The sequence below is a fragment of the Sphingomonas faeni genome (assembly GCF_040407505.1).
GTDB classification, from domain to species: Bacteria; Pseudomonadota; Alphaproteobacteria; order Sphingomonadales; family Sphingomonadaceae; genus Sphingomonas; species Sphingomonas faeni_E.
This window is the reverse complement of record NZ_JAPZPQ010000003.1, coordinates 235740-257719: the sequence shown is the minus strand read 5'-3', so window position 1 is coordinate 257719 and position 21980 is coordinate 235740. Positions and strand designations below refer to the sequence as shown.

Here is a 21980-nt window from a genome sequence, read left to right as displayed (position 1 = left end):
ACTCTGTCCGCGACAAGGGGGGCGCCATGATGGCAAGTGTTGCGGCGGTCGCCCGCGATGGCGGAGTTGGCGCCGAGGGGCGAACATCGTCGCGTATCGAGATCCTCGATGCGCTCCGGGGCGTCGCGGCCCTGCTGGTCGTGTTCCAGCATATCGCCGAGGGCATCATCAAGATGCACACGCTGCCCCCTGCATGGGAGCACGCAGGTCGCCTCGTGTTTGGCGACACCTTCAACTTCGGGCGGTTCGGCGTCGCACTGTTCTTTCTTCTCAGCGGCTTCGTCATCCCGTTCAGCTTTCGCACCGATCGTCCGCTGCGCGGGTTCGTCGTCAGCCGCGTGTTTCGGCTGTATCCGGCATATTGGCTATCGCTGGGTTTCGCACTGCTCATGCTCCATACGATCGGGGCGCAAGGTCCCACGGCGCTGACGATCGTCGCCAACCTGACGATGATCCAGAAATATGTCGGCCAGCCGGATGTCGTTGCGGCATATTGGACGCTGGCGACTGAACTGGCCTTCTACGCGATGGCCGCGGGACTCGTCGCGGCCGGACGGTTGCGCACGCCGATGGTGCTGGGCAGCGGCGTCGGCGGATTGCTGGCGGTGGCATTGCTGCTGGCACTGGCATCGCCGTTGCTCGGCAGGCGATTGCCGGCAGACCTCCCGCTTCATCTCGCCCTGATGCTGTTGGGAACACTGCTTCGGCTGGCGATACTCGAAGGCGATAAAGTCGCCCGGCGACTGGCACAGGAACTGGTCGTGGCATTTCTCGTCGTGATGACCATCGTCCAGTTCGTGACGCTGCCGCCTGGCGACGCCGATGGTTTCATGCATCCCCTTGCGCCGACGCTCGGCTATGTCGGGGCGCTATTCGTGTTCGTCGCTTTTGCCGGCCGGCCGTCCGGCTTTGGCCGCGTGGCGACGTGGTTGGGCGCCGTTTCGTATTCGATATACCTGTTCCATGGCACGATCGTCATGGCGCTCGAGCCCATGCTCGTCAGGGGACGACCTGGGTTGGCGCTGGCGTATGCCGTGCTGGTGCTAGGCGCTACGCTTCTTGTTGCTGCGATCGTCTACCGCTGTGTCGAGCGTCCCATGATAAGGCTCGGCCACCGCGTCATGGGAAGCTCGCCGCGAGCTAACCCCCGACGCGCACTGCCAGTAATTGCGCCACCTTCGCCTTGAACGCCCGCAATTTCTCCCCCGACAACTGCGCGACACTGGCGAACGAGATCGAGCGCGGGTTGATGGCCGCCCCGTTCCTCCACACTTCCCAGTGCAGATGCGGGCCGGTCGACATGCCCGTCGAGCCGACATAACCTATTACCTGGCCTTGCCGGACCCGCGTGCCCGATGACACCGCGATCCGGCTCATATGGCCGTAGCCGCTCGCCATGCCGCCGCCGTGAGCGAGCTTGACGAAATTGCCGTAGCCGCCGGTCCGGCCTGCGAACGCAACGATGCCATCGGTCATCGCGTGGATCGGCGAACCATAGGGCGCGCCGATGTCGAGGCCCTTGTGCATCCGCGTGAAGCCCAGCAGCGGGTGGAACCGCATGCCGTAGTTCGACGTGATCCGGCCGGTGACCGGCATGCCAGAAACGGCGCGGCGTTCGGTCTGGCCGTTCGCATCGAACCAGCCGCCGCGACTCGATTCGTCATCGGCATCGACGTTCGTCGCGTCCGGCGCGAACCGCACGAGCTGCACCTTGCGTTGGCCCTGATCGATCCCGGCGAAGAGTAGGTCGCCCATCCGGGTCTCACCGGTTGCGGCACGCTCACGCTCCACGATGACGTCGAAGGTGTCCGCCGCCGTCACGTCGTGGCCGATCGAAAGTCGCGTCGAGATCGCCTTGATGAACGACTCCACGGCCTTTCCGGGAACACCGGCGGCGCGCGCGGATCGGTACAGGCTGGAGCCGACCAGGCCCTGGATGCGCAACGGCGTCGTATCGACCGCGATCGGCTTGCGGTTCACGGTCAGCCCGCCCGCGCCGCGCGTCAGCGACAGCGACAGATCGAACCGCGCGCGGAAATCGAGTTGCTCCAACGGCCGCGCGACGGTGCGATCCGGCCGACGTCCGAGCGTGAGCGCGATCCGCGTGCCCGCCGGGATGGCCTTCGGATCGACCGACTGCGCGACCAGCGCCGCCGCGGCCTCGGCATCGTTTCGGCCGACGCCCGCGCGCATCAGCGCCCGGTCGAACGCATCGCCCTGGCCGAGCGTCGCTGACAGTTCGAGCGTCGGGCGCTCGGGCGCATTGGCGAGCGGAGCAACGAGATCGTTGGCCGCCATCCGCCGCCCGGTGGTCGCGCCCTGGCCGAGCGGCGCAATGCCCTGCGCCCGCGTTTCCTCCCACTCGGCACCGGCGAGCGGCGACGGCACTGCACCGACCAGCGGCTTGAACCCCGGCGCCAGCATCACCGTCGCAGCGCACAGCGCGGTGCAGGTCGCGAGGCCGCGCCACCAGTCGCGACTGCCGATCCGTGCGCCGAGATCGGGCACCCAGTCGATCCGCGAAGGCGCAGCATTTGGCGCGATATCCGGTTGCCGATCGAGCGCACGACCAAAGCCGCGTGCCCCGCCGCCCGCCAGTTCCAGCGCCTGATCCTTCTGCAAATACACGCGTGCCCGCCCCGAAATCGTCCGAATTCTCGTGCGCCGTCTCACGCCCGGCGCGAGTGTCGGGTTGTGGCGAGGACATGCTAAAGTCAAATTAACCGGGGCGATTGTGGGGCTTGGCGGCGGCGGGGCGTGCTTGGGTTGGGGCGGACGAGCTTAGGGACTGATGACCCTGCTTCCCTGTCTGGGTTTTAGAAGGCGTCCGAACTTTATCCACCACCCCGGCGAAGGCCGGGGCCCAATAGGGTAGGCCAAGGTGATGAAGCGCGGACCTCCGTTAAGCCTGTTCCCCAATTGAGCCCCGGCCTTCGCCGGGATGGTTTTAGATTGAGGCGGACACCGAAGCTCGACGATCGAGTGAACCCAACATTCACCCCGCCAACACCGCGCAATTCCACCCAGGTCATTGCGCCAGCCCACTTTACCCCCGATGTTGCCCGCCATGAGCGACGAAGTCTCCGCTGGCGTGACCGCGGTTCTCGGCCCGACCAACACGGGCAAGACGCACCTCGCGATCGAGCGCATGTGTGCGCATTCGAGCGGTATGATCGGTTTCCCGCTGCGCCTGCTCGCGCGCGAGGTCTATGACCGCGTTGTCGCGATAAAGGGCGCGAACCGAGTCGCGTTGGTCACGGGCGAAGAGAAGATCGTTCCGCCCGACGCGCGCTGGTTCCTCTGCACTGCCGAGTCGATGCCCGACCGCGACGTCGCCTTCGTCGGTATCGATGAAGCGCAACTCGGTGCCGATCCGGAGCGCGGCCACGTCTTCACCGACCGGCTGCTGCGCGCGCGGGGGCGCGAGGAGACGATGATCCTCGGCTCCGAAGCGCTGCGGCCGATGATCAAGAAGCTCGTCCCCAGTGCGGAGATCGTCAACCGGCCACGCTTCTCGACGCTGACCTATGCCGGCGCGAAGAAGATCAGCCGGCTGCCCAAGCGCTCGGCGATCGTCGCATTCTCGGCGGAGGAAGTGTACGCGGTTGCGGAGATGCTCAGGCGTCTGCGCGGCGGTGCGGCCGTCGTCATGGGGGCTCTCTCCCCGCGTACCCGCAACGCGCAGGTGGCGATGTTCCAGGCGGGCGAGGTCGATTATCTGGTCGCGACGGATGCGATTGGGATGGGGCTGAACATGGACGTCGCGCACGTCGCGTTCGCCAGCCTCAACAAGTTCGACGGTAAGCGCCAGCGTCGCCTGACGGTGGCCGAGATGGCGCAGATCGCGGGGCGTGCGGGGCGGCACCAGCGGGACGGCACGTTCGGGGCGCTGTCCGACGACGGCCCCGGCGCGTTCCTCCCCGAGGAAGTGCTGGCGATCGAGGAGCACCGGTTTCCGCGACTCGAGAACCTGTATTGGCGGCAGGGTGAGCCTGACTTCACCAGCATCGATGCGCTGGTCGCAAGCCTCGAAGCGCGCCCGCCCGCTGGTGTTTTGCGCGCCGCGCCGCAAGCCCTCGACCTCGGCGTCTTGAAGCGGCTGGCGGAGGAGGGCTGGGTGCGCGAGCGGGCGCGGCATCCGGCGATGGTCGCGCGGTTGTGGGCGGCGTGTGGCTTGCCTGATTTCCGCAAAGTCGGCCTCGATCCGCATGCGCGGTTCGTGTCGCGGGTGTTCGGGCATCTCAGCGAGGGGCGGGGGCATATTCCCCACCAGTGGTTCGCCGACGAGATCGCGCGGCTCGATACGGTGGCGGGCGACGTGCCGGTGATCGCCGGGCGGATCGCGGCGACGCGGATCTGGGCGTATATCGCGCAGCGCGCCGACTGGCTTGCCGAGCCGACCTTGTGGGCGGCGCGGACCGCGGCGCTGGAGGAGCGACTGTCGGATGCGCTGCACGCCAGCCTGACGCAGCGGTTCGTCGACAAGCGCACGACCGCGCTGATGCGTCAGATCGGTGCGGATGCGGGGGCGCTGCCCGTGGTGATCGGGCCCGAGGGCGAGGTGATGGTCGAGGATCATCCGATCGGCCGGCTCGACGGGTTCCGCTTCACCGTCGCCGCCGATGCTCGGGCGAGCGACAAGCGCCTGCTGCTCGCGGCGGCGGAGAAGCGTCTCACCGGCGAGCGGTCGCGGCGCGGGCAGTCGCTGGTCGATGCGCCCGACGCCGATATCGCGCTCGACGATGCGGCGCAGATCATCTGGGCAGGGCATCCGGTTGCCAAGCTGGGCGCGGGGCCGTCGTTCGCGCGGCCGAAGCTGATTCTCGACCGGTCGCTCGATTGCCTCGACAAGCCTGCGCGCGATCGAATCGAGGTGCGGCTGGTGCTGTGGCTCGGGGCGATGCTCAAACGCCGGATCGCCGTGCTGGTCCACCTCGCCGAATTGAGCCGTGATCCGAATGCCACGCCGGCGTTGCGAGCCGTCGCGAGTGCGATCGAGGACGCTGGCGGGATCCTGCCGCGGTTGCCGATGCGGCTGGCGCTCGACGCGATCGATCCCGAGGAGCGCAAGCGGTTGCGCAAGGTCGGCATCACGGTCGGCGCGCTCGACGTGTTCGATGCGCGGTTGCTCAAGCCCGAGTCAGCGCGCTGGCGGCGCATCCTCGCAGCAGCCCGCGGTACGCCGATCGCCGCTCCGCGCGATGGGGCGACCGTGCTGGCACGTGGCAGCGAGGGTGCGGTCCTGGAGGCAGGGTTCCGTCCGCTTGGACTCCAGGCGGTCCGGATCGACCTGATCGAGCGCATCGCGCGCGCCGCGCACGACTCGCGGCAGGGTCGTACGCCGTTCGCGCCCGATCCTGCTCTGGCGACTTCGATCGGCGTCGATGCCGCGTCGCTGGAGCGGTTGATGACCGAACTCGGGTTCAAGGCGCTGGCGGGGGACACGCCGCGCTGGGTCTGGCGCGGACGTCCGCCGGCGCGGGCTGTGGCGCCGGCCCCGATCGATCCGTCGCGGCAGAACGCCTTTGCCGGGCTCGCCGCACTGGTCCGCCATGGTTGAAGGCGCGATGCGGATCGATCGGTTCCTGTGGTTCGTGCGGCTCGCGAAAACGCGCAGCGCCGCGCAGGCAATCGCCGAGAAGGGGCATCTGCGCATCGACGGCCGCCCGATCGATCGCGCGCATTGCCCGGTGCGGATCGGGAATGTCCTGATCTTCGCAGCAAACGACCAAGTCCGCGTCATCCGGATCGAGGCGCTGCCCACGCGGCGGGGGCCGGCGCCCGAGGCGCAAGGATGCTATCAGGATTTGATAGCGGGGAGGACGCCGGCCGGTACCGTCCGCGACCCGGCTTCCGAATGACTGACGAGGCTCGACACGAGCAATCGCCGTCATCCTGACGAAAGTCAGGACCCAGAGCCACGAGACGCCGTCCTTGGTGTGCTGGATCCTGACTTTCGTCAGGATGGCGGAGGAGGGCTTGAACAGTGCGGGATCGAAGTGGCAAAGCCTGATAACGTCTCGCAGAAGGCTTGCTATGATTGACGCGAGGGGCAGGCGCGCATAGTCGCTGGCGCGTTCGTCGCCGGAAAGGAATCCGGCCCAGGAGTTCTGCAATGACCTACGTCGTCACCGATGCCTGCATCCGCTGCAAGTACATGGACTGCGTGGAAGTGTGCCCGGTCGACTGCTTCTACGAAGGCGAGAACATGCTGGTGATCAATCCCAGCGAGTGCATCGACTGCGGCGTGTGCGAGCCCGAATGCCCCGCCGAGGCGATCCTGCCCGACACGGAAAGTGGCCTCGAGCAGTGGCTCGAGCTTAACACGACGTTCTCGGCGCAATGGCCCAACGTCACGCGCAATGACAACCAGACGCCGCCGGATGCCGACGCGATGAAGGGTGTCGAGGGCAAGTTCGACAAGTATTTCTCGCCCGAACCCGGCGCAGGCGACTGAGAAGAGGCGGCGAATCCCGAAAAGGGCAAGCCGCCTGCCACGTTCGGCTGGTAATTTTGTTGCAAAGCTGCTAGATGGGTCCGCGACGGGCGCGATGATCTACGTCATCCGCTTGACGTGTAGACCTATCCCTCCCCCGATGCAGCAGCGACGAGTCCTTCGTCGAGGCGTCGCGGCGAGGCCTGATCCGGAAAGGCCCCAAATGGCTGCCAAGGCACTGTCCTTCGATGTCGGTGATTTCGTCGTTTATCCCAAGCACGGGGTCGGCCGTGTGATCGAGCTCCAGCGCTCGGAAATCGCCGGCATGACACTGGAACTCTACGTCCTCCGGTTCGAGAAGGAGCGCATGACGCTCCGCGTGCCGACCAACAAGGCCGAAAGCGTCGGCATGCGCAAGCTGTCGTCCGACAAGACGATGCGCGAGGCGATGGATACGCTCAAGGGCAAGCCCAAGGTCAAGCGCACCATGTGGTCGCGCCGTGCGCAGGAATATGAAGCCAAGATCAATTCGGGCGACCTCGTGTCGATCGCCGAAGTGGTCCGCGATCTGTTCCGTGCCGACGACCAGCCCGAGCAGAGCTATTCCGAGCGCCAGATCTTCGAAGGCGCGACCAGCCGTCTCGCCCGCGAACTGGCGGCGATGGAAGAGCTCGACGAGCCAAAGGCGCAGGAGAAGATCCTCGACATCCTCCGCGCCGCGGCCGCGATCTACAACAAGGACAAGGTGCCGGCGTAACGCTTGGTTCTTTGACGAGACGAAAGGGCGGTCCTGCGGGGCCGCCCTTTTTTTATGCGTCTCGATCCGGGGATCGAGCGCGACCACCCCAAAGGGGCACTTGTGATTCGGTCTCCCCGTACGCTTCCAGGCGCATCAAAAGCGCCGGCGGATCGTCCCGAATATTTGGCGGGGCGATCCCGCCTGCATCGTGTTGTTGAGCGACGCCGCGGTGTTGAAGAACTGGCCCGATCCCAGCGCAGCGATGTATTTCTGGTCGGTCAGGTTCACCGCGTTGACCTGGATCTCTACGCCGGCGAGCGCACTCGTCGCCGGGAAGCGATAGCCGATCGCAGCATCGAACAGCGTGTAACCCTTGACCGTCACGTCGCCGGTATAGGTGACGTTGCGTCGCGAGGTGAAGGCGCCCGCGACGTTCCCGAAGACCACGCCGTCGTCGTAGTTGATCTCGCCCTTGGCAAGATGCGCCGGCGTGTCGACGGTGCGCACGCCCTTGGTCGCGACGAAGGCGGCGCCGTTGACGGTATCGTCGTCATATGTGCTGTCGTTGTACGAATAGGACGCGATCAGCGCGAGCGACCGGGCCACCTGATACGTCGCGCCGATCTCGACGCCGCGGCTGGTCACGCTGCCGACATTCTGCAGGATGCTCGGGTTGCCGAGGATATTCGCGCCGCTGAACGCCGCGAGCAGGCGGTTCTTGAACTTGACGTCATAGCCCGCGATCACGCCGCGAAGCTTGCCGAGGTCGAACCGCCAGCCGCCCTCGATCGTGCGCGAGGTCTCGGGCTTCAACGTATCGCGGATCGCCTCGAAACCGACCTGCGTCGTGCCGAACGGACCACGGAACGAACTGATATAGGCGCGCATGTTCTCGGCATAATTGGCGAAGAACTCTTGCCGACCGAGCTTGTAGGTCGCGCCGAGCTGCGGCTGGAACCAGTCCTTGGCGGCGATCTTGCCGTTGATGAACGGGGTGCCGAACGTCGTCGTGATCCCGTTGGCGACGCGCGTGCCTTTGAACCCGCCCGCGATCGTCAGCGCGTCCACGATTTTCCAGCTGTCGCTGACGAAATACTGGTTCGTGACGGTGGTAAGGTCGGTCAGGAAATCGCTGCGGAACGGGTTTGCCAGGAAATCGGTGACGTCGGGACGGTTGGTCAGGCTCGCCGCGTAGTAATTGCGATCGGTACGGGCCTGGTTGTCCTCATGCCAATAGCCGACCTGGAGCGTGTGGTCGCCGAGGCGTGCGGTTGCCTTGGCGATGCCGCCGTCGCGGTTGATGCCGTATTCGGTCGTACGCACGGAGAGCGCGAAGCCGTCGGGGGAGAACACGGCGGGCGTGTAGATCCCGCCGCTGCCCTTGTCGTAATGATGGTAGTATGTCGCGGTCGCGTCGAGCCAGTCGGCGACCGGCACGTCCAGCGTCATCGCGCCGAGCCAGTCGCGCCGCACGCCGCCGCTGTCGTAATAGGTGTCGTTGACGTTGGTGTAGGGCGTCGGGAACACGACCCCGGCGGTCGGGAAGGGCAACGCGCGCTTGGCGGCGGCGGCGGTCTGGTTCGCGCTGACCTGCGACAGCAGAATCGCGGTCGCATAGTCGGGGCGCAGGAAGTCTAGACCGTAGCCGATCCGCTTGAGCGTCGCGGGCGACAGATCAGCGTAGTTGCGCTCCTTGTGGAGCGAGTAATTAAGCCAGCCGGTCAGCGTCGCGTCGCCCAGCTTCTGGACGATCTTGCCGTTCACCTTGGTGTCGGACTGGTTGCCATACCCTTTCCACTTGCTCGCGTCGTGCACCACGCCCGACACCGACAGCAGCGTGCCAGTCGACAGTTCACCGCTGTCGAGGCGGCCATACAAATGCACGGTGTCGTACATGCCATAGGTCAGCGCGACCTCGCCGCCGGCCACTTGCGACGGCGCGCGCGAGACGAATTCGAGGTTGCCGCCCAGATTGCTGGTCGAGGCGATGCCGAGCGAGCCGGCGCCCTGCGACACGTCGACGCGGGCGATGTTCTCGGCGGCGATCGCGCGGCTGACGTGGAGGCCGTTATGGCCGTTGTAGAACATGTCGCCGAGCGGGACGCCGTCGAGCGTATAGCCCATCTGGCTCTGGTTGAAGCCGCGCACCGACAGGCGCGTGCCAAGCTCGTAGCTACCGAACGGATCCGAGCTCTGGAGCGCAACACCCGGCAGGCGGGCGACCGCCTTCAGTGGCGAACTACCGGGCGGGAGGATCTCGATCGCTTTGCGCGACACCGTCTGTTCCTGGCGGACTTTCCCGGTGCCGTAGACGACGATCTCGCCGTTGGTATCGGGCACGTCCTGCGCAGGCGCGGTGGGTGCAACCTGGGCAAAAGCGGGGCCGGCGATGGCCAGCATCGCGCTCGCCGAGGCAAGCAGAAGCGTCTTCGAAATCACTGGAGGGTCCCGCCTGTTGAATTTTTGGAGCGTCGCCGCTGGAGCGGCAATCGTTGGCGCCCGCCTAGCTGTCGCTCGGGTCGCTTTCGTTACGGCGACGCTACGGAATTGTGACGTTTCGTCGAAGTGTCACGGGCTGGTCATCGGACGACGATAGGCGACCCCATGACCAATCCGGATTTCTTGTGGCATCGGCGTGCCGTGTTGGGTGCCATGGCTTCGCTTGCCGCGCTTCCCTCGATCGCGGTCGATGCCGCCGCGCGCAGCGATGCCGACCCGTTCGCGCTGGGTATCGCGAGCGGCGATCCCGATACCGACGGCTTCGTGCTGTGGACCCGGCTGGTAGGCGCTCGCGCAGAGCCGCTCGCAGCATCGGCGGTGATCGTCCGGTACGAGATCGCCGCGGACGCCGCGTTTCGGCACATCGTCCGCTCCGGGCAGGGCCTCGCGCATCCCGAGCGCGCGCATTCGGTCCATGTCGAGATCGTTGGACTGCCTGCGGGACGCCCGTATTGGTACCGGTTCCATGCGCTCGGCGCGACCAGCCCGGTCGGTCGCGCGGCCACCGTGCCGAAGGTCGCGGACCGGCTGCGGCTTGCGGTGACGTCGTGCCAGCATTGGGAGCAGGCACGGTTCGGTGTCTACCGCGACATCGTCGCTGCCGAGCCCGACCTCATCCTGCAACTTGGTGACTACATCTACGAACAAAGCTATCCCGACGGTACGCGTGTCCGCGATTTCGGAGCACCCGAACCACGCAATCTCGCCGGCTATCGCCAGCGTCACGCGCTCTACAAGACCGACCCCGACCTTCAGGCCGCGCATCGTGCCTGCCCGTGGGTAGTGACGTGGGACGATCACGAGCTGCTGAACGACTATGCCGGGCTCGCCAACCGCGAAGGCCTTCCCCCGGCGCTGTTCGCACCTCGGCGGGCCGCGGCGTACCAGGCATATTTCGAGCATATGCCGATCCGCCCGAGCCTCTGGCGCGGCAAGCGCGAACCGCGGCTGTATCGGGGCGTGGATTGGGCGGACCTAGCTTCGCTGTCGGTGCTCGACACACGACAGTATCGGAGTGCACCACCCTGTGCCGCGCCGAACGTCGCGCGCAACGTGAAGCTCGACGCATGCGCAGAGGCCGCAGCACCAGCGCGGACGATCATGGGGGCGGCGCAGGAACGGTGGCTGTCCGATCGCCTGGCGCGCGAGCACCGGCCCTGGTCGCTGGTCGCGCAACAGGTGTTCTTCGCACCGCTATGGCTGGACGGTGCGCGGCGATCGACCTTCAGCGACCAATGGGACGGCTATGCTGCCAACCGCGAGCGACTGCTCACCGAGATGCGCCGACCGGCGGTACGCAATCCGGTAGTACTCAGCGGCGACGTGCATTCCTTCTGGGTCAACGACCTGGACGGACCCGGCGGCGCGCCGATCGGCAGCGAGATCGTCACCTCGGCACTCGGCGCCGCATCGCCCCCCGCCGGGCGGTTCGGCGACGTCGAACGCAACAATCCACACATACGGTTCCACGACGTCGAGCATGCCGGATGGGTGAGGATGGATATCGACCGGTCCGCCGTCCACGCGGACCTTCGGATGATCGCCGACCGTACGCGGGCCGACAGCGTCGTTCGGTCCGGAGGGACCTTCACGTCCTCGTCCGGATCGCGGCGGATGACGGCAACAAGCTGAACGCAGTCCCTCAAACCCAGTCTGCCAGCTTGCCCATCTCGCCGCGCGGAAGGCTGCTGCCGTAGCTAAAGCTCCTAGGTCGCTCGGGGGCGGTCAGCCTGTCGGCGACCACGCGATCGAGCGCAGCGGACAGGTCGGCGGTGTCTTGTCCATCGCCGGTGACGATAAACGCTTTCAACCGCCCGTTCGCATGGAGCCGCACCGCGACGTCCGCCACACCGTCGGTATCGCGCAATATCCGGGCGACGCGGTCCGGCCAGACATTATGCCCACCAACCTGGACGGCCCCGTCGCGCCGCCCGATGGGTCGTAGCGTGCGGTCTCCCGTTCGGTCGATCCTGTCGGGGAGTTCGACCCGTGCGCCGCCGCGATCGATGAGATCCCAATCGCCATCGTCGTGCGGTGCCAAGCGCCAGCGCGGCAACAGGTCGTACGTGGATGCCGGCACCTCGCGGATCGCGATCGCGCTCGTTTCGGACGCGCCGTAGACATCGACCAGACTCGCCAGTCCCGCCGCCAGAACGCTGGTCGCGACGCGATCGTCGAGCACGCCCGCCGAACTGATGCCGACGACGTCGTTCGGAAAATGCTTCACGATCCGTGACAGGGCCAGCCACTGCTCCGGCACCGCGACAACCATGTCGCCCGGCGTCAGGTCCAGCGTTGCACCGATCGTCCGAACGACGACGGGTATGCCCAGCGCGTCCGGCAGCAGCGCGGTCCAGACCATGCCGTACAGATGATGCGCAGGAACCATCGCAACGATCCGCCGGCGATCAGCGAAGCGTGTGCCGAGATAGGCGGCCTCGTCGAGCAGATCGGCAAGTGCGTGGCTGCAAGCGCGCGGCGTGCCGGTCGACCCCGATGTCGTAACGGTTATCCGGCGATCGGCGGTTTCGCGGTCCGCCATGATCCAGTCAATCCACGCCCCGACCCGCCCCGGCGACTCCGCACCGAGCCGGTCGTCATCCAGACCCAACGTCTCCGCCAGCGCGCCAAGCGCGCCCAGTTGCTCGATCGAGTCCAGCCCCAGCCCGTCGTCACCGATCTGCATATCTTCGGACCAGTCGACCGCCGGCAGGCGGGACAGGTCGCCATCCCGGAGGCGGCGTATTTCTGCCGTCACGACCGCGCAGGTGATCCGATGCGCGGCCGATCGCTGGAGCCCGCATACCGCAACGCCCCCGACCACGCTGTCGCCGACAGTCACGCCGCGTCGGACTGGATGTCGAAAACCTGGTTCCGGCCAGCTCGCTTGGCGGCGTAGAGGCGCTTGTCCGCCAGCGCGATCAGCGCGTCGATCGAGCCATCGGCTTCCTCCAGCGTCGCGCATCCCAGGCTTGCGGTGACTTGCAACAGGCCGCCCGACGTCTCCACCGCGACGGTCGCGATCTCGGCGCGCAGACGCTCGGCAAGTGCCATCGCCTGCTCGCGATCATAGCGGGGGAGAAGGACGCCGAACTCTTCACCGCCGAGGCGCGCGAACACCGCGCTCGGCGGCAGCAACGCGGTGCAGACATCGGTCACGCGGCATAACAGGATGTCGCCGGCGGGGTGTCCGTGGCTGTCGTTGACCGCCTTGAAATGATCCAGGTCCAGCGCGATCAGCGACAGCGGCTCGCGCAGATCGCGCCAGCGAGCCTGCGCTTTCGCCATCGCTTGGCTGAAGTGTCGTCGATTGGCCGCGCCGGTCAGGTGATCGGACGTCAGCAAGCGCCGCAAATCCCCGGTAGCCGCCTCGCGTCGCGGCACGTCACGTAAGACGACCGAGAAACGACGAGGTTTCGAGGGATCACCTGCGGACCGCGCGACGACCAGCCGCTGGCACCAATAGCGTTCGCCATCTGCGCGTTGCTGCCACCCCTCCTGCAGATGCCATCCCTCCCGACCGGCGATCACCAGTTGCTCGTCGAGGCGCATGTCGCCCCCGGGCATGTCGGTGCTGAGGACGTCCGCCAGATTATGACCGGTGACGTCGGCCGGCGCGTGCCCCGTCTGGCGCAGGAAGCAGCTATTGGCGGACGCGATCTCGCCCTCTGGCGTGATCGTCAGCGCGGCATAGCCGTCGACGTCGTCGAGCAAAGTGGCAAACCACGTGTCCGCTTGGCGCAGGCGGTTTTCCTGGACGACCTGCTGGCTGACGTCGGCGAGCGTGGCCATCAATCGATCGGGACCGAGCTTGACCAGCGTACAGGCCAGCACCTTCGGCATCATGCCCTGCCGTCCCGGTCCGAGTTCGACGAAGATCCGGTGCCCGTCGCAGATCCGACCGGTGTCCGGTACGAACGCCGATGCCATGCTCCGCAATTCGGGCGCGTGCTGTTCGAATGCAGAGAACAGGTTGCTTGCATTTCGGGCACCGGAAAGCGGCAACAGATGCTGCATCGCATGCGGGTTCATCATGCCGATCTCGCCCTGTGCGTCACATTCGATCAGGCCGACCGGACAGGCGTAGAGAAATTCGAGTAGCTCCTGCTCGCTGGACATGTCGGTCATTCGCCTGGCCTCAGCGTTCGATCAACACGTAGCGTCGCAGGATCTCCGCCGTCGCAAGCAGGCGTAGCCGGACCTTGGTCGGCCGCATGCGCAACGTCAGGACGTACGGGACGATGTCGTCGAGTTCGGGTTCGTCCTCGAACCGCTGCGCCACCATGAAGTTGTTCATGCACTGCGCCACCGCTTCGAAGAACGGGACACCGATCACGGTTGCGGGATCGAGTCCCGACAGCCGTGCTTCCGTCGCATTGTAGGTCTGCACGATCGTATCCGCGACGAAGCCGACGACTCCGTACGGCAACGCATCACGCTCCTGCTCGCTCATCGCGTCGAGATCGCGCAATGCTACGGTCTCGAAACTCGACTCAATCCCTGACACGGTTCGCGACTCCTTTCCAATGCGTCATGGGCGCACATCCTTTAATTATTGCCTTCATTTCAACGATATGAAGGCGCCAACACCCTGTTTGGCGATGACATGTCCGAACGCACGCGCGCGACAATGGGCGCAACGTATCTCGGCATTATTAACCGGGGATGTCAGACATAGTGAGGCATATTTGTTTCGCCCTTTTGTCGATCCGAAAGCCAGGCCGCGAACTGATCGGCCTCCATCGGCCGCGCGAACCAGAAGCCTTGCGCCTCTTCGCACCCCAGCTTCGTCAGGATCGCAGCCGCCTCCGGCGTTTCGATGCCTTCCGCCACAACACGGTAGCCCAGCTTGTGCGCAAGACCGATCATAGTCTCCACCAGTACGAAATCGGCTCCGGCCATTTCGGTCAGGTTCTGCATGAACGTCTGGTCGATCTTCACGATCCGCGCCGGCAGGCGTTGCAGATAGGCAAGGCTGCTGTGCCCGGTCCCGAAATCGTCGATCGCCAGGCAGATGCCCGTCTCCGCCAGTTCGCGCAGCATAGCGAGTGCCTGGTCCGGCTGATCCATGATCGCACTCTCGGTCAGCTCGATTTCCAGCCGTTCCGGTCGCAGGTTTCGCGTCAGTAGCGCCTGCTGGATCCGCTGAATGAGATCCGCCTCGCCGAGGTTGGCCGCGGAGATGTTCACCGACAGCACTGGCGCGATACCCGCGGGATTCCATGCCACGAGTTGATCCATCGCCCTGTCGAGCACCCACTGCGTCGTCGGCCGCGCAAGCGAGGTCTGCTCGATGATCGGGATGAACTCGGCAGGCGATACTTCGCCCAGCCTCGGATGTCGCCAGCGCAGCAGCGCTTCCGCACCGAGGCAGCGGCCGGTCGCCAGTTCGATCCGCGGCTGGTACATCAGCCGTAACTGGTCACCCGCTTCGAGCGCGGCCCCGAAATCCTGCAAAAGCCCGTATTGGCGGCGGTGCGCGGTGTCGTTTGCGGGCGAATGAAGGGCGATCGCGTCGTCCATGCCCCTCGCGTCCTGCGCCGCGCTGGCCGCACCGCGCAGAACGTCGTCGGCCGATACGGTGCCGACGATGAACGATCGTACGCCGATCGCGACGTTCGTGACGAACCGGACGGACGACGACGCGTGCATCGTCTCGAAGCTCGACTTGAGGAGCGTCACATATGCCAGTTGTTCGACCCCAGGCGGCGAGATGAACGCGAACTGGGCGTTGCCGACCTGATAGGCAATCCGTCCTGGCCCCAACGTCACCCGGAGCGCCTGCGACGCTTCGCGAATGAAGTCGTCGACGCGCGCCAGCCCCAGTGCGCGCGTGATCCGGCTGATCTGATCGTCGCGTGCCATATCGACGACGACGGCGAACCGTTGCTCGCCCGGATGGTCTCGCTCGAGATCCATCAGGTCGTCGCGAAACTGGTTCCTGTTCGGCATGCCGGTGACGGGATCGATCCGTCCGAACGCGTGCTGCAATTCGATCTGCGCCATGACCATCGCGGCGAGATCGACCAACGCGGCAAGCTCGGCTTCCGTAGCCTTTCGCGGTTCGGTTCCCAGTACGCAGAGCGATCCAAGGCCGTAGCCGTCACGGGTGACCAAGGGAGCACCGGCATAGAAACGCGTGCCGGCGCGGCCCAGCACGCTGTTCGCGTAGCAAGGATCGGCGTGAAAATCCTCGATGACCAGCAGCCGCGACGACTCGGCGACCTGCGCGCAGGGCGCCTTGTCGCGGGGGATGCTGCAATGCTCGACCCCCACGCGCGACTTGAACCACTGGCGATCGCGGTCGGTCAGCGATACCGCCGCGACGGGAAGTCCGAAGATTTGGCTCGCCATCCGGGTAATGCGGTCGAAGCCCTCGCTGGGTGGAGTATCAAGCAACTTCAGCTGATACAGCGCATCCAGCCGGGCTTCTTCGTGATCGTCGCTCACACGATTCCTTTCACGTTCCCGCCTATATTCAAAACCTTAATGGTTTAATCTATGACAGACAACGTGAGAGCAACCTGCATTGCACTCTTGGCGCAAAAGTCAGGGCGGCGGGTGGTTTCGGGGGTGGCGGTGACCATGCGCAGGGAGACGGTCGAGATCGCGGCAGACGATTGCCAGCATGAACTATTTGTCATTTTTTGGTTTACGCCGCGTCGCAGCACAGGTTAGGAGAGACGCTTCTAAAGGGTGGCAAGGTGATGATGCGGAAGGCTATTTTTCTTTCCGTGGGCGCATGCCTGCCGCTGTTGGCGGCATGCAACCGGCACCAGTCGACGCTCGCGCCGTTCGGCGAGGAGGCGGACAAGGTCCTCTCGATCACCATCGTTCTGGTCATCGGCGCGATCATTCTCGCGGGCGGGCTCGCGCTGCTGATGCGCCACGCGATGCGCGCGCCGGAGGGTCGGCTGACGCACAAGGGCGGGATGAAGCTGGTGCTGTGGCTCGGCGGCATCGGGCCTTCGATCCTGCTGCTGGGCCTGCTGCTCTACGCCCTCCCCGCGATGCGCCCGCGCGAGGTCGCCAATAGCGATCTGCGGATCGGCGTCGAGGGCGAGCAATTCTGGTGGCGCGTCCGCTATGCGCCGCTCGGCGGATCGGTGGTCGAGACTGCGAACGAACTTCGCCTCCCCGTCGGCCGCACCGTCGAACTGTCGCTCCGCAGCCCCGACGTCATCCACAGCTTCTGGGTGCCCGGGCTGGCCGGCAAGATGGACATGATCCCCGGCCGAACCAACCGGCTCGTCGTCCGCGCCACCAAGGCGGGCACGTACCGCGGCGTCTGCGCGGAGTTCTGTGGGCTCGGCCATGCGCTGATGGCGTTCGACGTGATCGCGATGGAGCCCGCCGCATTCGAGCGCTGGCTCGCCGACCAGCGCAAGCCCGCTATCGTTACCGCGTCGCCCGGCGCGCGCCTGTTCGCAAGTTATGGCTGTAGTGGGTGCCACAGCGTCCGCGGCGTCGGCCCGGTCGCGAAGATCGGTCCAGACCTCACCCACTTCGGCTCGCGTCCGACACTCGCCGCGGGTGTGCTGCCGATGACCCACGCCAACATCGCCGGCTTCGTCCGCGATCCCGGCAAGACCAAGCCCGGCGTCCGCATGCCCGCCTTCCCGCAGATGTCGGCCGCCGAAGCCGACCAGATCGCAAGCTATCTTCAGGGGCTCAAATGACTACCGAGAGCACCCAGTATATCGCGCCCGACCAGAATGATCCCGCGGTCCGCAAGGGCCAGGAAGATCGTTTGCGTGAAGTCTGGAAGCCGCCGACGGGCTGGTTCTTCCGCTGGACCGACGTCAACAACAACCGGATCGGCGTTTGGTACACGCTGACCGCGTTCGGCTTCATGCTGTTCGCGGGCGTGCTCGCGCTGATCATGCGGACGCAGCTGGCGGTGCCGAACAACGATCTCGTCACGGCGAACACGTTCAACCAGCTGTTCACGCTGCACGGCTCGATGATGATGTTCCTGTTCGCGGTGCCGATGTTCGAGGCGGTCTCGATCATCCTGCTGCCGCAGCTGCTCGGCGCGCGCGACCTGCCGTTTCCGCGGCTGTCGGGGTTCGGATATTGGAGCTTCCTGATCGGCGGCGTGTTCGTGTCGGGCTCGATCTTCTTCGACGCGGCACCCGATGGCGGCTGGTTCATGTACCCGCCGCTGACGACGCGGACCGATCTGAGCGGGCTCGGCGCGGACATCTGGATGCTGGGCTTGAGCTTCATCGAGGTATCGTCGGTGGCGGCCGCGGTCGAACTGATCGTCGGCGTGCTGAAATGCCGTCCGCCGGGCATGCGGCTCAACCTGATGCCGCTCTACGCCTGGTACATCCTCGTCGTCGCGGTGATGATCCTGTTCGCGTTCCCGCCGCTGATCGCGGGCGACGTGCTGTTCGAGATGGAGCGGCTGCTGAACTGGCCGTTCTTCAACGCGGAGAAGGGCGGCGATCCGCTGCTGTGGCAGCATCTGTTCTGGATCTTCGGCCACCCGGAAGTCTACATCGTCTTCCTGCCGTCGATCGCGCTGTTCGCGATGCTGATCCCGACGTTCGCGCAACGGCATCTGCTCGGCTATCCGTGGATCGTGCTGGCCGCGGTCGGGACGGCGTTCCTGAGCTTCGGGCTGTGGGTCCACCACATGTTCACGACCGGGCTGCCGAAGATCAGCCTCGCGTTTTTTGCGGCGGCGTCGGAAGCCGTTGCGATCCCGACCGGCGTGCAGATATTCGTGTTCATCGCGACGCTCTGGGCGGGCAACGTCAAGAAATCGACGCCTTTGCTTTATGCGAGCGGGAGCCTGGCGGTGTTCGTGATCGGCGGGCTGACCGGCGTGATGGTGGCCGTGGCGCCGTTCGACTGGCAGGCGCACGACACCTATTTCATCGTCGCGCATCTGCATTACGTGCTGATCGGTGGCACGCTGCTGCCACTGTTCGCCGGGCTGTATTATTACTGGCCGCTGATCACCGGCAAGAAGCTGAGCGACAACCTCGGGCGGATCGCGTTCTGGATCATGTTCGTCGGCATGAACGTGACGTTTTTCCCGATGCACCTTTCAGGCCTGCTCGGCATGCCGCGGCGCGTGTTCACCTATCCCGAGGAGCTCGGGATCGGCGGGCTCAACCTCGCCTCGACGATCGGGTCGTACATGTTCGCGACGGGCGTGCTGATCGTCTGCATCGACCTCGCGCTGTCGCCGCGTCGCCCGAAGGCGCCGCGCAACCCGTGGAATGCCGGGACGCTCGAGTGGCTCGCGCATCCGGACGACGAGGATTGGGGTATCCGTTCGGTGCCGCTGATCGAGAGCCGCTATCCGATCTGGGACCAGAAGAACTTCGTCCAGAAGGTCGACGAGGGCCGCTTCTTCCTGCCCGACGCGGAGGAGATGCGGCGCGAGTCGATCATCACCACCGTGCTCGATGCGCGCCCCCTCCAGGTGATCCGTCTCGGCACGCCGAGCGTGAAGCCGATGATGACCGCGGTCGCGCTCGCGGGCGTGTTCATCCTGACGACGTACCACCTCTATATCTGGTCGGCGGTCAGCGGCGTCGCGACGCTCGCGTGCGTGCTCTGGTGGCTGTGGACCGGTACCGCCGAGATCCCCGAAAAGCCGACCAAGCATATCGGCCACGGCATCGAGGTGCCGCTCTATACCTCGGGGCCATCGGCGCCGGGCTGGTGGGCGATGTTCATTACGATGATGGCCGACGCGACTGCGTTCTCCGGCCTCGTGTTCGGCTATTTCTTCTTCTGGACGATCCACAATGATTTCCCGCCGAGCGGCGTGGGTCTCAACGGGCCGGGCGTGTTCTGGCCGATGGTCGCGCTGGCGCTGACGCTCACCGGCTGGGCCGCAACCGTCGGCGCGCGCGAAGTGCATCGCCGCGGCAACGTCGCTGCCGGCCGTGCGCTACTGGTGGTCGGGATCGTCGCGACGCTGGCGAGCCTGTTCGCCGGGCTTGCGGGGCCGTGGTATTCGGGGCTCAATCCCGAGCTCCATGTCTATCCGGCTATCGTCTGGACGCTGGCAATCTGGACTGCGGTGCACGCCGCGATCGGGGTCATCATGCAGGCGTACACGCTCGCGCGCAGCCTCGCAGGCAAGATGACGCCGGTCTATGACGCGGACCTGCGCAACATTACCGTGTACCACCATTTCCTCGCGCTGACGGGAATCGTGACGTTCTGCACGATCGGCCTGTTCCCGGGTGTCGCATGACCGAGCCCGAGCGGAAGCCCAATGCTGAGCGGAGGCACTGGGCGCGCGACCTGAAGGTCACGCTGTGGACGCTGATTGTCCCGCCGACGATCTGGGCCGTGCATTTCCTGTTCTGCTATCTGTGGGTCGCGGTGACGTGTGCGAAATCGTCGAGACCGGGAACGGCGTTGACCGGCTTCCCGCTCGCGACGCTGATCGCGACGATCGTTGCGCTGCTGGGGATCGTCGCGGCGGGCTATATCGCGCGCGTCCAGTCGGAGACGCCAGGCGATCCGGCCCCGCACGAACAGGGCACCGCCATCGACCGTCTCCGTTTCCTTGCACTGTCGACGCGGTTGCTGGCGGGGCTGAGCTTCGTCGCGGTGATCTTCACGGCGCTGCCGGTCATCGTGTTCGGCGATTGCCGATGAGGCGCGCGAGCCTCGCACTAGGCGTCGCGCTAGTCCCGCTCGGCTGGGCCTTCGCCGCAGCACCGCTCGGCATGGTCGGCCACATGGCGGGTCACATGATAGCAGTCGCCGTCGCCGCGCCGTTCCTGGCGTACGGGGTTGCCGGTTCGCGTTGGGACCCGGCCGAGCGCGGGCCGACGGTCGTGACCCCACTCGCTATGTCGCTCGTCGAACTCGGCGTCGTATGGCTCTGGCACCTCCCCGCGCTGAGGCTCCGCGTCGACATGCAGCCGCTCGCGCTGCTCATCGAACAAGCGAGCTTCCTGATCGCTGGCATCCTCCTTTGGAGCGCAGTGCTCGGCACACGCATCGGCGGTGCGACCGACCGCCGCGCGTCGGGTGTGGCAGCCTTGCTGCTGACATCAATGCACATGACATTACTCGGAGCGCTGATCGGCCTCGCCCCGCGCCCCCTCTACGCGATGATGGCGATGCACCCGGCAACACACGGCCTCGACGCACTTGAAGACCAGCAACTCGGCGGAGTCGTCATGCTGATGGTCGGCGCGGCGAGTTATTTCATCGGCGGGCTCGCGATGCTCGGCGGACTGTTGAAGACACGGAGCGCGACCGCATGACGATCCGGATAACCTGGGCGCGCGCCGCCGCCGCCATAGTCGGACTGGCGCTTGCCGGGCTGTTGTTCGCGTGGTCGGGGGTGTTCAACATCGCCGCATCGTCGGGCCATTGGAAGATCACCGACTGGTTCCTCCACTGGACGATGCGCAACTCGGTCCGCACCTACGCCGCGGTCACCGCGCCCGACGATCCCAAGGCGAACGAGGGTCTCGTCAGTGCCGCCGGCCTGTTCAAGGCAAGCTGCGCCTCGTGCCACGGCGCGCCCGGCGTCCGCCCGCTCCCCGTGATGCAGGCCGCGACGCCCCCCGCTCCGAACCTGTCGATCAACGCGCGCGAGTGGACCGACAAGCAGATCTTCTGGATCCTCAAGCACGGCGTCAAATATACCGGCATGCCCGGCTGGGCCGCGAAGGACCGCGACGACGAAGTCCGCCGCATGGTCGCCTTCGTCCGTCCGCTGCCTGAGATGTCGCCCGCAACCTATCGCTCGCTGACCGAAGTGCCGGGTGTCACCGATGCCAAGATCGCCACCTGCGCCGGCTGTCACGGTGCCGACGGACGTGGCCGCGGCCAGCCCGACATGCCCATGCTCGGTGGGCAGAGTCCCGCGTATCTCCGCGCGGCGCTGGAAGCTTATGCAACCGGCAAGCGGCAAAGCGCCGTGATGTCGAATGCGGCTGCAACGCTGACGCCGGAGGAGATGAGGCGGCTAGCGGATCACTTCGCGGCGATGCCGGGCATCGGCCGCGCAACACCGTCAGGCTCCGCCGAAGCAGCAAAAATCGACCGTGAAGGCCTTCCCAAGGTCCAGCTTCCCGCCTGCGCGAGCTGCCACGCCCCTGGAAAACCCTATCCCGTCTTGGCGGGCCAGCGGGCCAGCTACATCGCCCAACGCCTCCGCAACTGGCGTGGCGACGAGACGGTCGTCGATGCCCGTAAATCGCAGGCGACGATGCCGGTCATCGCTCGCCGCATTCCCGAGGACATGATCGACCCGCTAGCGCACTACCTCGCGGGCCGCTGACCATGGTTCGTCCACACAATTGCGGCGTTTGC

At 65.9% G+C, this 21980-nt stretch carries 17 protein-coding genes; 11 read left to right on the top strand and 6 right to left on the bottom strand.

What is annotated here, in order from left to right:
* Positions 1 to 26: 26 nt before the first annotated feature.
* Positions 27 to 1187 carry an acyltransferase family protein gene (locus O6X71_RS11975; protein WP_353466075.1) on the top strand — a complete coding sequence of 387 codons (1161 nt, stop codon included), beginning with the start codon at positions 27 to 29 and terminating at the stop codon, positions 1185 to 1187.
* Here O6X71_RS11975 and O6X71_RS11970 read toward each other — a convergent pair.
* Positions 1141 to 2628, bottom strand: a complete 1488-nt coding sequence (locus tag O6X71_RS11970) for a M23 family metallopeptidase (RefSeq protein ID WP_353466074.1) — start codon at positions 2626 to 2628, stop codon at positions 1141 to 1143. The genes O6X71_RS11975 and O6X71_RS11970 overlap by 47 nt on opposite strands.
* A 439-nt stretch (positions 2629 to 3067) precedes the next feature.
* Between O6X71_RS11970 and O6X71_RS11965 the strand changes: the two genes are divergently transcribed.
* The 4 genes from O6X71_RS11965 to O6X71_RS11950 all read left to right on the top strand — a co-directional run bounded on the left by O6X71_RS11965 (position 3068) and on the right by O6X71_RS11950 (position 7193).
* Positions 3068 to 5560, top strand: a complete 2493-nt coding sequence (locus O6X71_RS11965; protein WP_353466073.1) for a helicase-related protein — start codon at positions 3068 to 3070, stop codon at positions 5558 to 5560.
* A gap of 7 nt (positions 5561 to 5567) precedes the next feature.
* The gene (locus O6X71_RS11960) at positions 5568 to 5861 is read left to right on the top strand and encodes an RNA-binding S4 domain-containing protein (RefSeq protein WP_353466072.1); all 294 of its coding nucleotides are present in this window, start codon (positions 5568 to 5570) and stop codon (positions 5859 to 5861) included.
* Positions 5862 to 6115: 254 nt separating this feature from the next.
* Complete coding sequence (fdxA, locus tag O6X71_RS11955) at positions 6116 to 6457, top strand: ferredoxin FdxA (RefSeq protein ID WP_031393648.1); 342 nt, start codon at positions 6116 to 6118, stop codon at positions 6455 to 6457.
* 202 nt (positions 6458 to 6659) lie between these two features.
* Positions 6660 to 7193 carry a CarD family transcriptional regulator gene (locus O6X71_RS11950; protein ID WP_056053923.1) on the top strand — a complete coding sequence of 178 codons (534 nt, stop codon included), beginning with the start codon at positions 6660 to 6662 and terminating at the stop codon, positions 7191 to 7193.
* Between the two features lie 135 nt (positions 7194 to 7328).
* On the opposite strand, the gene O6X71_RS11945 is transcribed toward O6X71_RS11950, so the two are convergent.
* Entirely contained in the window at positions 7329 to 9614 is a 2286-nt protein-coding gene (locus O6X71_RS11945) for a TonB-dependent receptor (protein WP_353466071.1), read from the bottom strand.
* A 165-nt stretch (positions 9615 to 9779) separates the two neighbouring features.
* Between O6X71_RS11945 and O6X71_RS11940 the strand changes: the two genes are divergently transcribed.
* Entirely contained in the window at positions 9780 to 11306 is a 1527-nt protein-coding gene (locus O6X71_RS11940) for an alkaline phosphatase D family protein (protein ID WP_353466070.1), read from the top strand.
* A gap of 10 nt (positions 11307 to 11316) precedes the next feature.
* On the opposite strand, the gene O6X71_RS11935 is transcribed toward O6X71_RS11940, so the two are convergent.
* The 4 genes from O6X71_RS11935 to O6X71_RS11920 all read right to left on the bottom strand — a co-directional run bounded on the left by O6X71_RS11935 (position 11317) and on the right by O6X71_RS11920 (position 16124).
* Positions 11317 to 12516, bottom strand: a complete 1200-nt coding sequence (locus O6X71_RS11935) for an AMP-binding protein (protein ID WP_353466069.1) — start codon at positions 12514 to 12516, stop codon at positions 11317 to 11319.
* Positions 12513 to 13802 carry a sensor domain-containing diguanylate cyclase gene (locus tag O6X71_RS11930; protein ID WP_353466068.1) on the bottom strand — a complete coding sequence of 430 codons (1290 nt, stop codon included), beginning with the start codon at positions 13800 to 13802 and terminating at the stop codon, positions 12513 to 12515. The genes O6X71_RS11935 and O6X71_RS11930 overlap by 4 nt, the downstream gene beginning before the upstream one ends.
* Positions 13803 to 13812: 10 nt before the next feature.
* Positions 13813 to 14181, bottom strand: coding sequence for a phosphonate transporter (locus O6X71_RS11925; RefSeq protein WP_353466067.1), 369 nt, complete (start codon positions 14179 to 14181; stop codon positions 13813 to 13815).
* Positions 14182 to 14342: 161 nt separating this feature from the next.
* Positions 14343 to 16124 (bottom strand): putative bifunctional diguanylate cyclase/phosphodiesterase, encoded by a 1782-nt coding sequence (locus tag O6X71_RS11920; protein ID WP_353466066.1) that lies wholly within the window; start codon positions 16122 to 16124, stop codon positions 14343 to 14345.
* A 260-nt stretch (positions 16125 to 16384) separates the two neighbouring features.
* Here O6X71_RS11920 and coxB point away from each other — a divergent pair, with 260 nt between their 5' ends.
* Genes coxB through O6X71_RS11895 form a run of 5 tightly spaced genes read left to right on the top strand, consistent with a single transcriptional unit; the run spans position 16385 to position 21948 of the window.
* Positions 16385 to 17353 carry a cytochrome c oxidase subunit II gene (gene coxB / locus O6X71_RS11915; RefSeq protein ID WP_353466065.1) on the top strand — a complete coding sequence of 323 codons (969 nt, stop codon included), beginning with the start codon at positions 16385 to 16387 and terminating at the stop codon, positions 17351 to 17353.
* Positions 17350 to 19896, top strand: a complete 2547-nt coding sequence (gene ctaD, locus O6X71_RS11910) for a cytochrome c oxidase subunit I (protein WP_353466064.1) — start codon at positions 17350 to 17352, stop codon at positions 19894 to 19896. The genes coxB and ctaD overlap by 4 nt, the downstream gene beginning before the upstream one ends.
* Positions 19893 to 20306, top strand: a complete 414-nt coding sequence (locus tag O6X71_RS11905) for a hypothetical protein (RefSeq protein ID WP_353466063.1) — start codon at positions 19893 to 19895, stop codon at positions 20304 to 20306. Before ctaD ends, O6X71_RS11905 begins: the two co-directional genes overlap by 4 nt.
* Positions 20303 to 20923, top strand: coding sequence for a cytochrome c oxidase assembly protein (locus O6X71_RS11900; protein ID WP_353466062.1), 621 nt, complete (start codon positions 20303 to 20305; stop codon positions 20921 to 20923). Before O6X71_RS11905 ends, O6X71_RS11900 begins: the two co-directional genes overlap by 4 nt.
* The gene (locus O6X71_RS11895; RefSeq protein WP_353466061.1) at positions 20920 to 21948 is read left to right on the top strand and encodes a c-type cytochrome; all 1029 of its coding nucleotides are present in this window, start codon (positions 20920 to 20922) and stop codon (positions 21946 to 21948) included. The genes O6X71_RS11900 and O6X71_RS11895 overlap by 4 nt, the downstream gene beginning before the upstream one ends.
* Positions 21949 to 21980 lie beyond the last annotated feature (32 nt).

Excerpts from the sequence above, each read along its gene's own strand:
- O6X71_RS11975 (WP_353466075.1), top strand. The coding sequence starts at position 27 with ATGATGGCAAGTGTTGCGGCGGTCGCCCGCGATGGCGGAGTTGGCGCC.
- O6X71_RS11965 (WP_353466073.1), top strand. The coding sequence starts at position 3,068 with ATGAGCGACGAAGTCTCCGCTGGCGTGACCGCGGTTCTCGGCCCGACC.
- O6X71_RS11960 (WP_353466072.1), top strand. The coding sequence starts at position 5,568 with ATGCGGATCGATCGGTTCCTGTGGTTCGTGCGGCTCGCGAAAACGCGC.
- fdxA (WP_031393648.1), top strand. The coding sequence starts at position 6,116 with ATGACCTACGTCGTCACCGATGCCTGCATCCGCTGCAAGTACATGGAC.
- O6X71_RS11950 (WP_056053923.1), top strand. The coding sequence starts at position 6,660 with ATGGCTGCCAAGGCACTGTCCTTCGATGTCGGTGATTTCGTCGTTTAT.
- O6X71_RS11940 (WP_353466070.1), top strand. The coding sequence starts at position 9,780 with ATGACCAATCCGGATTTCTTGTGGCATCGGCGTGCCGTGTTGGGTGCC.
- O6X71_RS11930 (WP_353466068.1), bottom strand. The coding sequence starts at position 13,802 with ATGACCGACATGTCCAGCGAGCAGGAGCTACTCGAATTTCTCTACGCC.
- coxB (WP_353466065.1), top strand. The coding sequence starts at position 16,385 with ATGCGGAAGGCTATTTTTCTTTCCGTGGGCGCATGCCTGCCGCTGTTG.
- ctaD (WP_353466064.1), top strand. The coding sequence starts at position 17,350 with ATGACTACCGAGAGCACCCAGTATATCGCGCCCGACCAGAATGATCCC.
- O6X71_RS11905 (WP_353466063.1), top strand. The coding sequence starts at position 19,893 with ATGACCGAGCCCGAGCGGAAGCCCAATGCTGAGCGGAGGCACTGGGCG.
- O6X71_RS11900 (WP_353466062.1), top strand. The coding sequence starts at position 20,303 with ATGAGGCGCGCGAGCCTCGCACTAGGCGTCGCGCTAGTCCCGCTCGGC.
- O6X71_RS11895 (WP_353466061.1), top strand. The coding sequence starts at position 20,920 with ATGACGATCCGGATAACCTGGGCGCGCGCCGCCGCCGCCATAGTCGGA.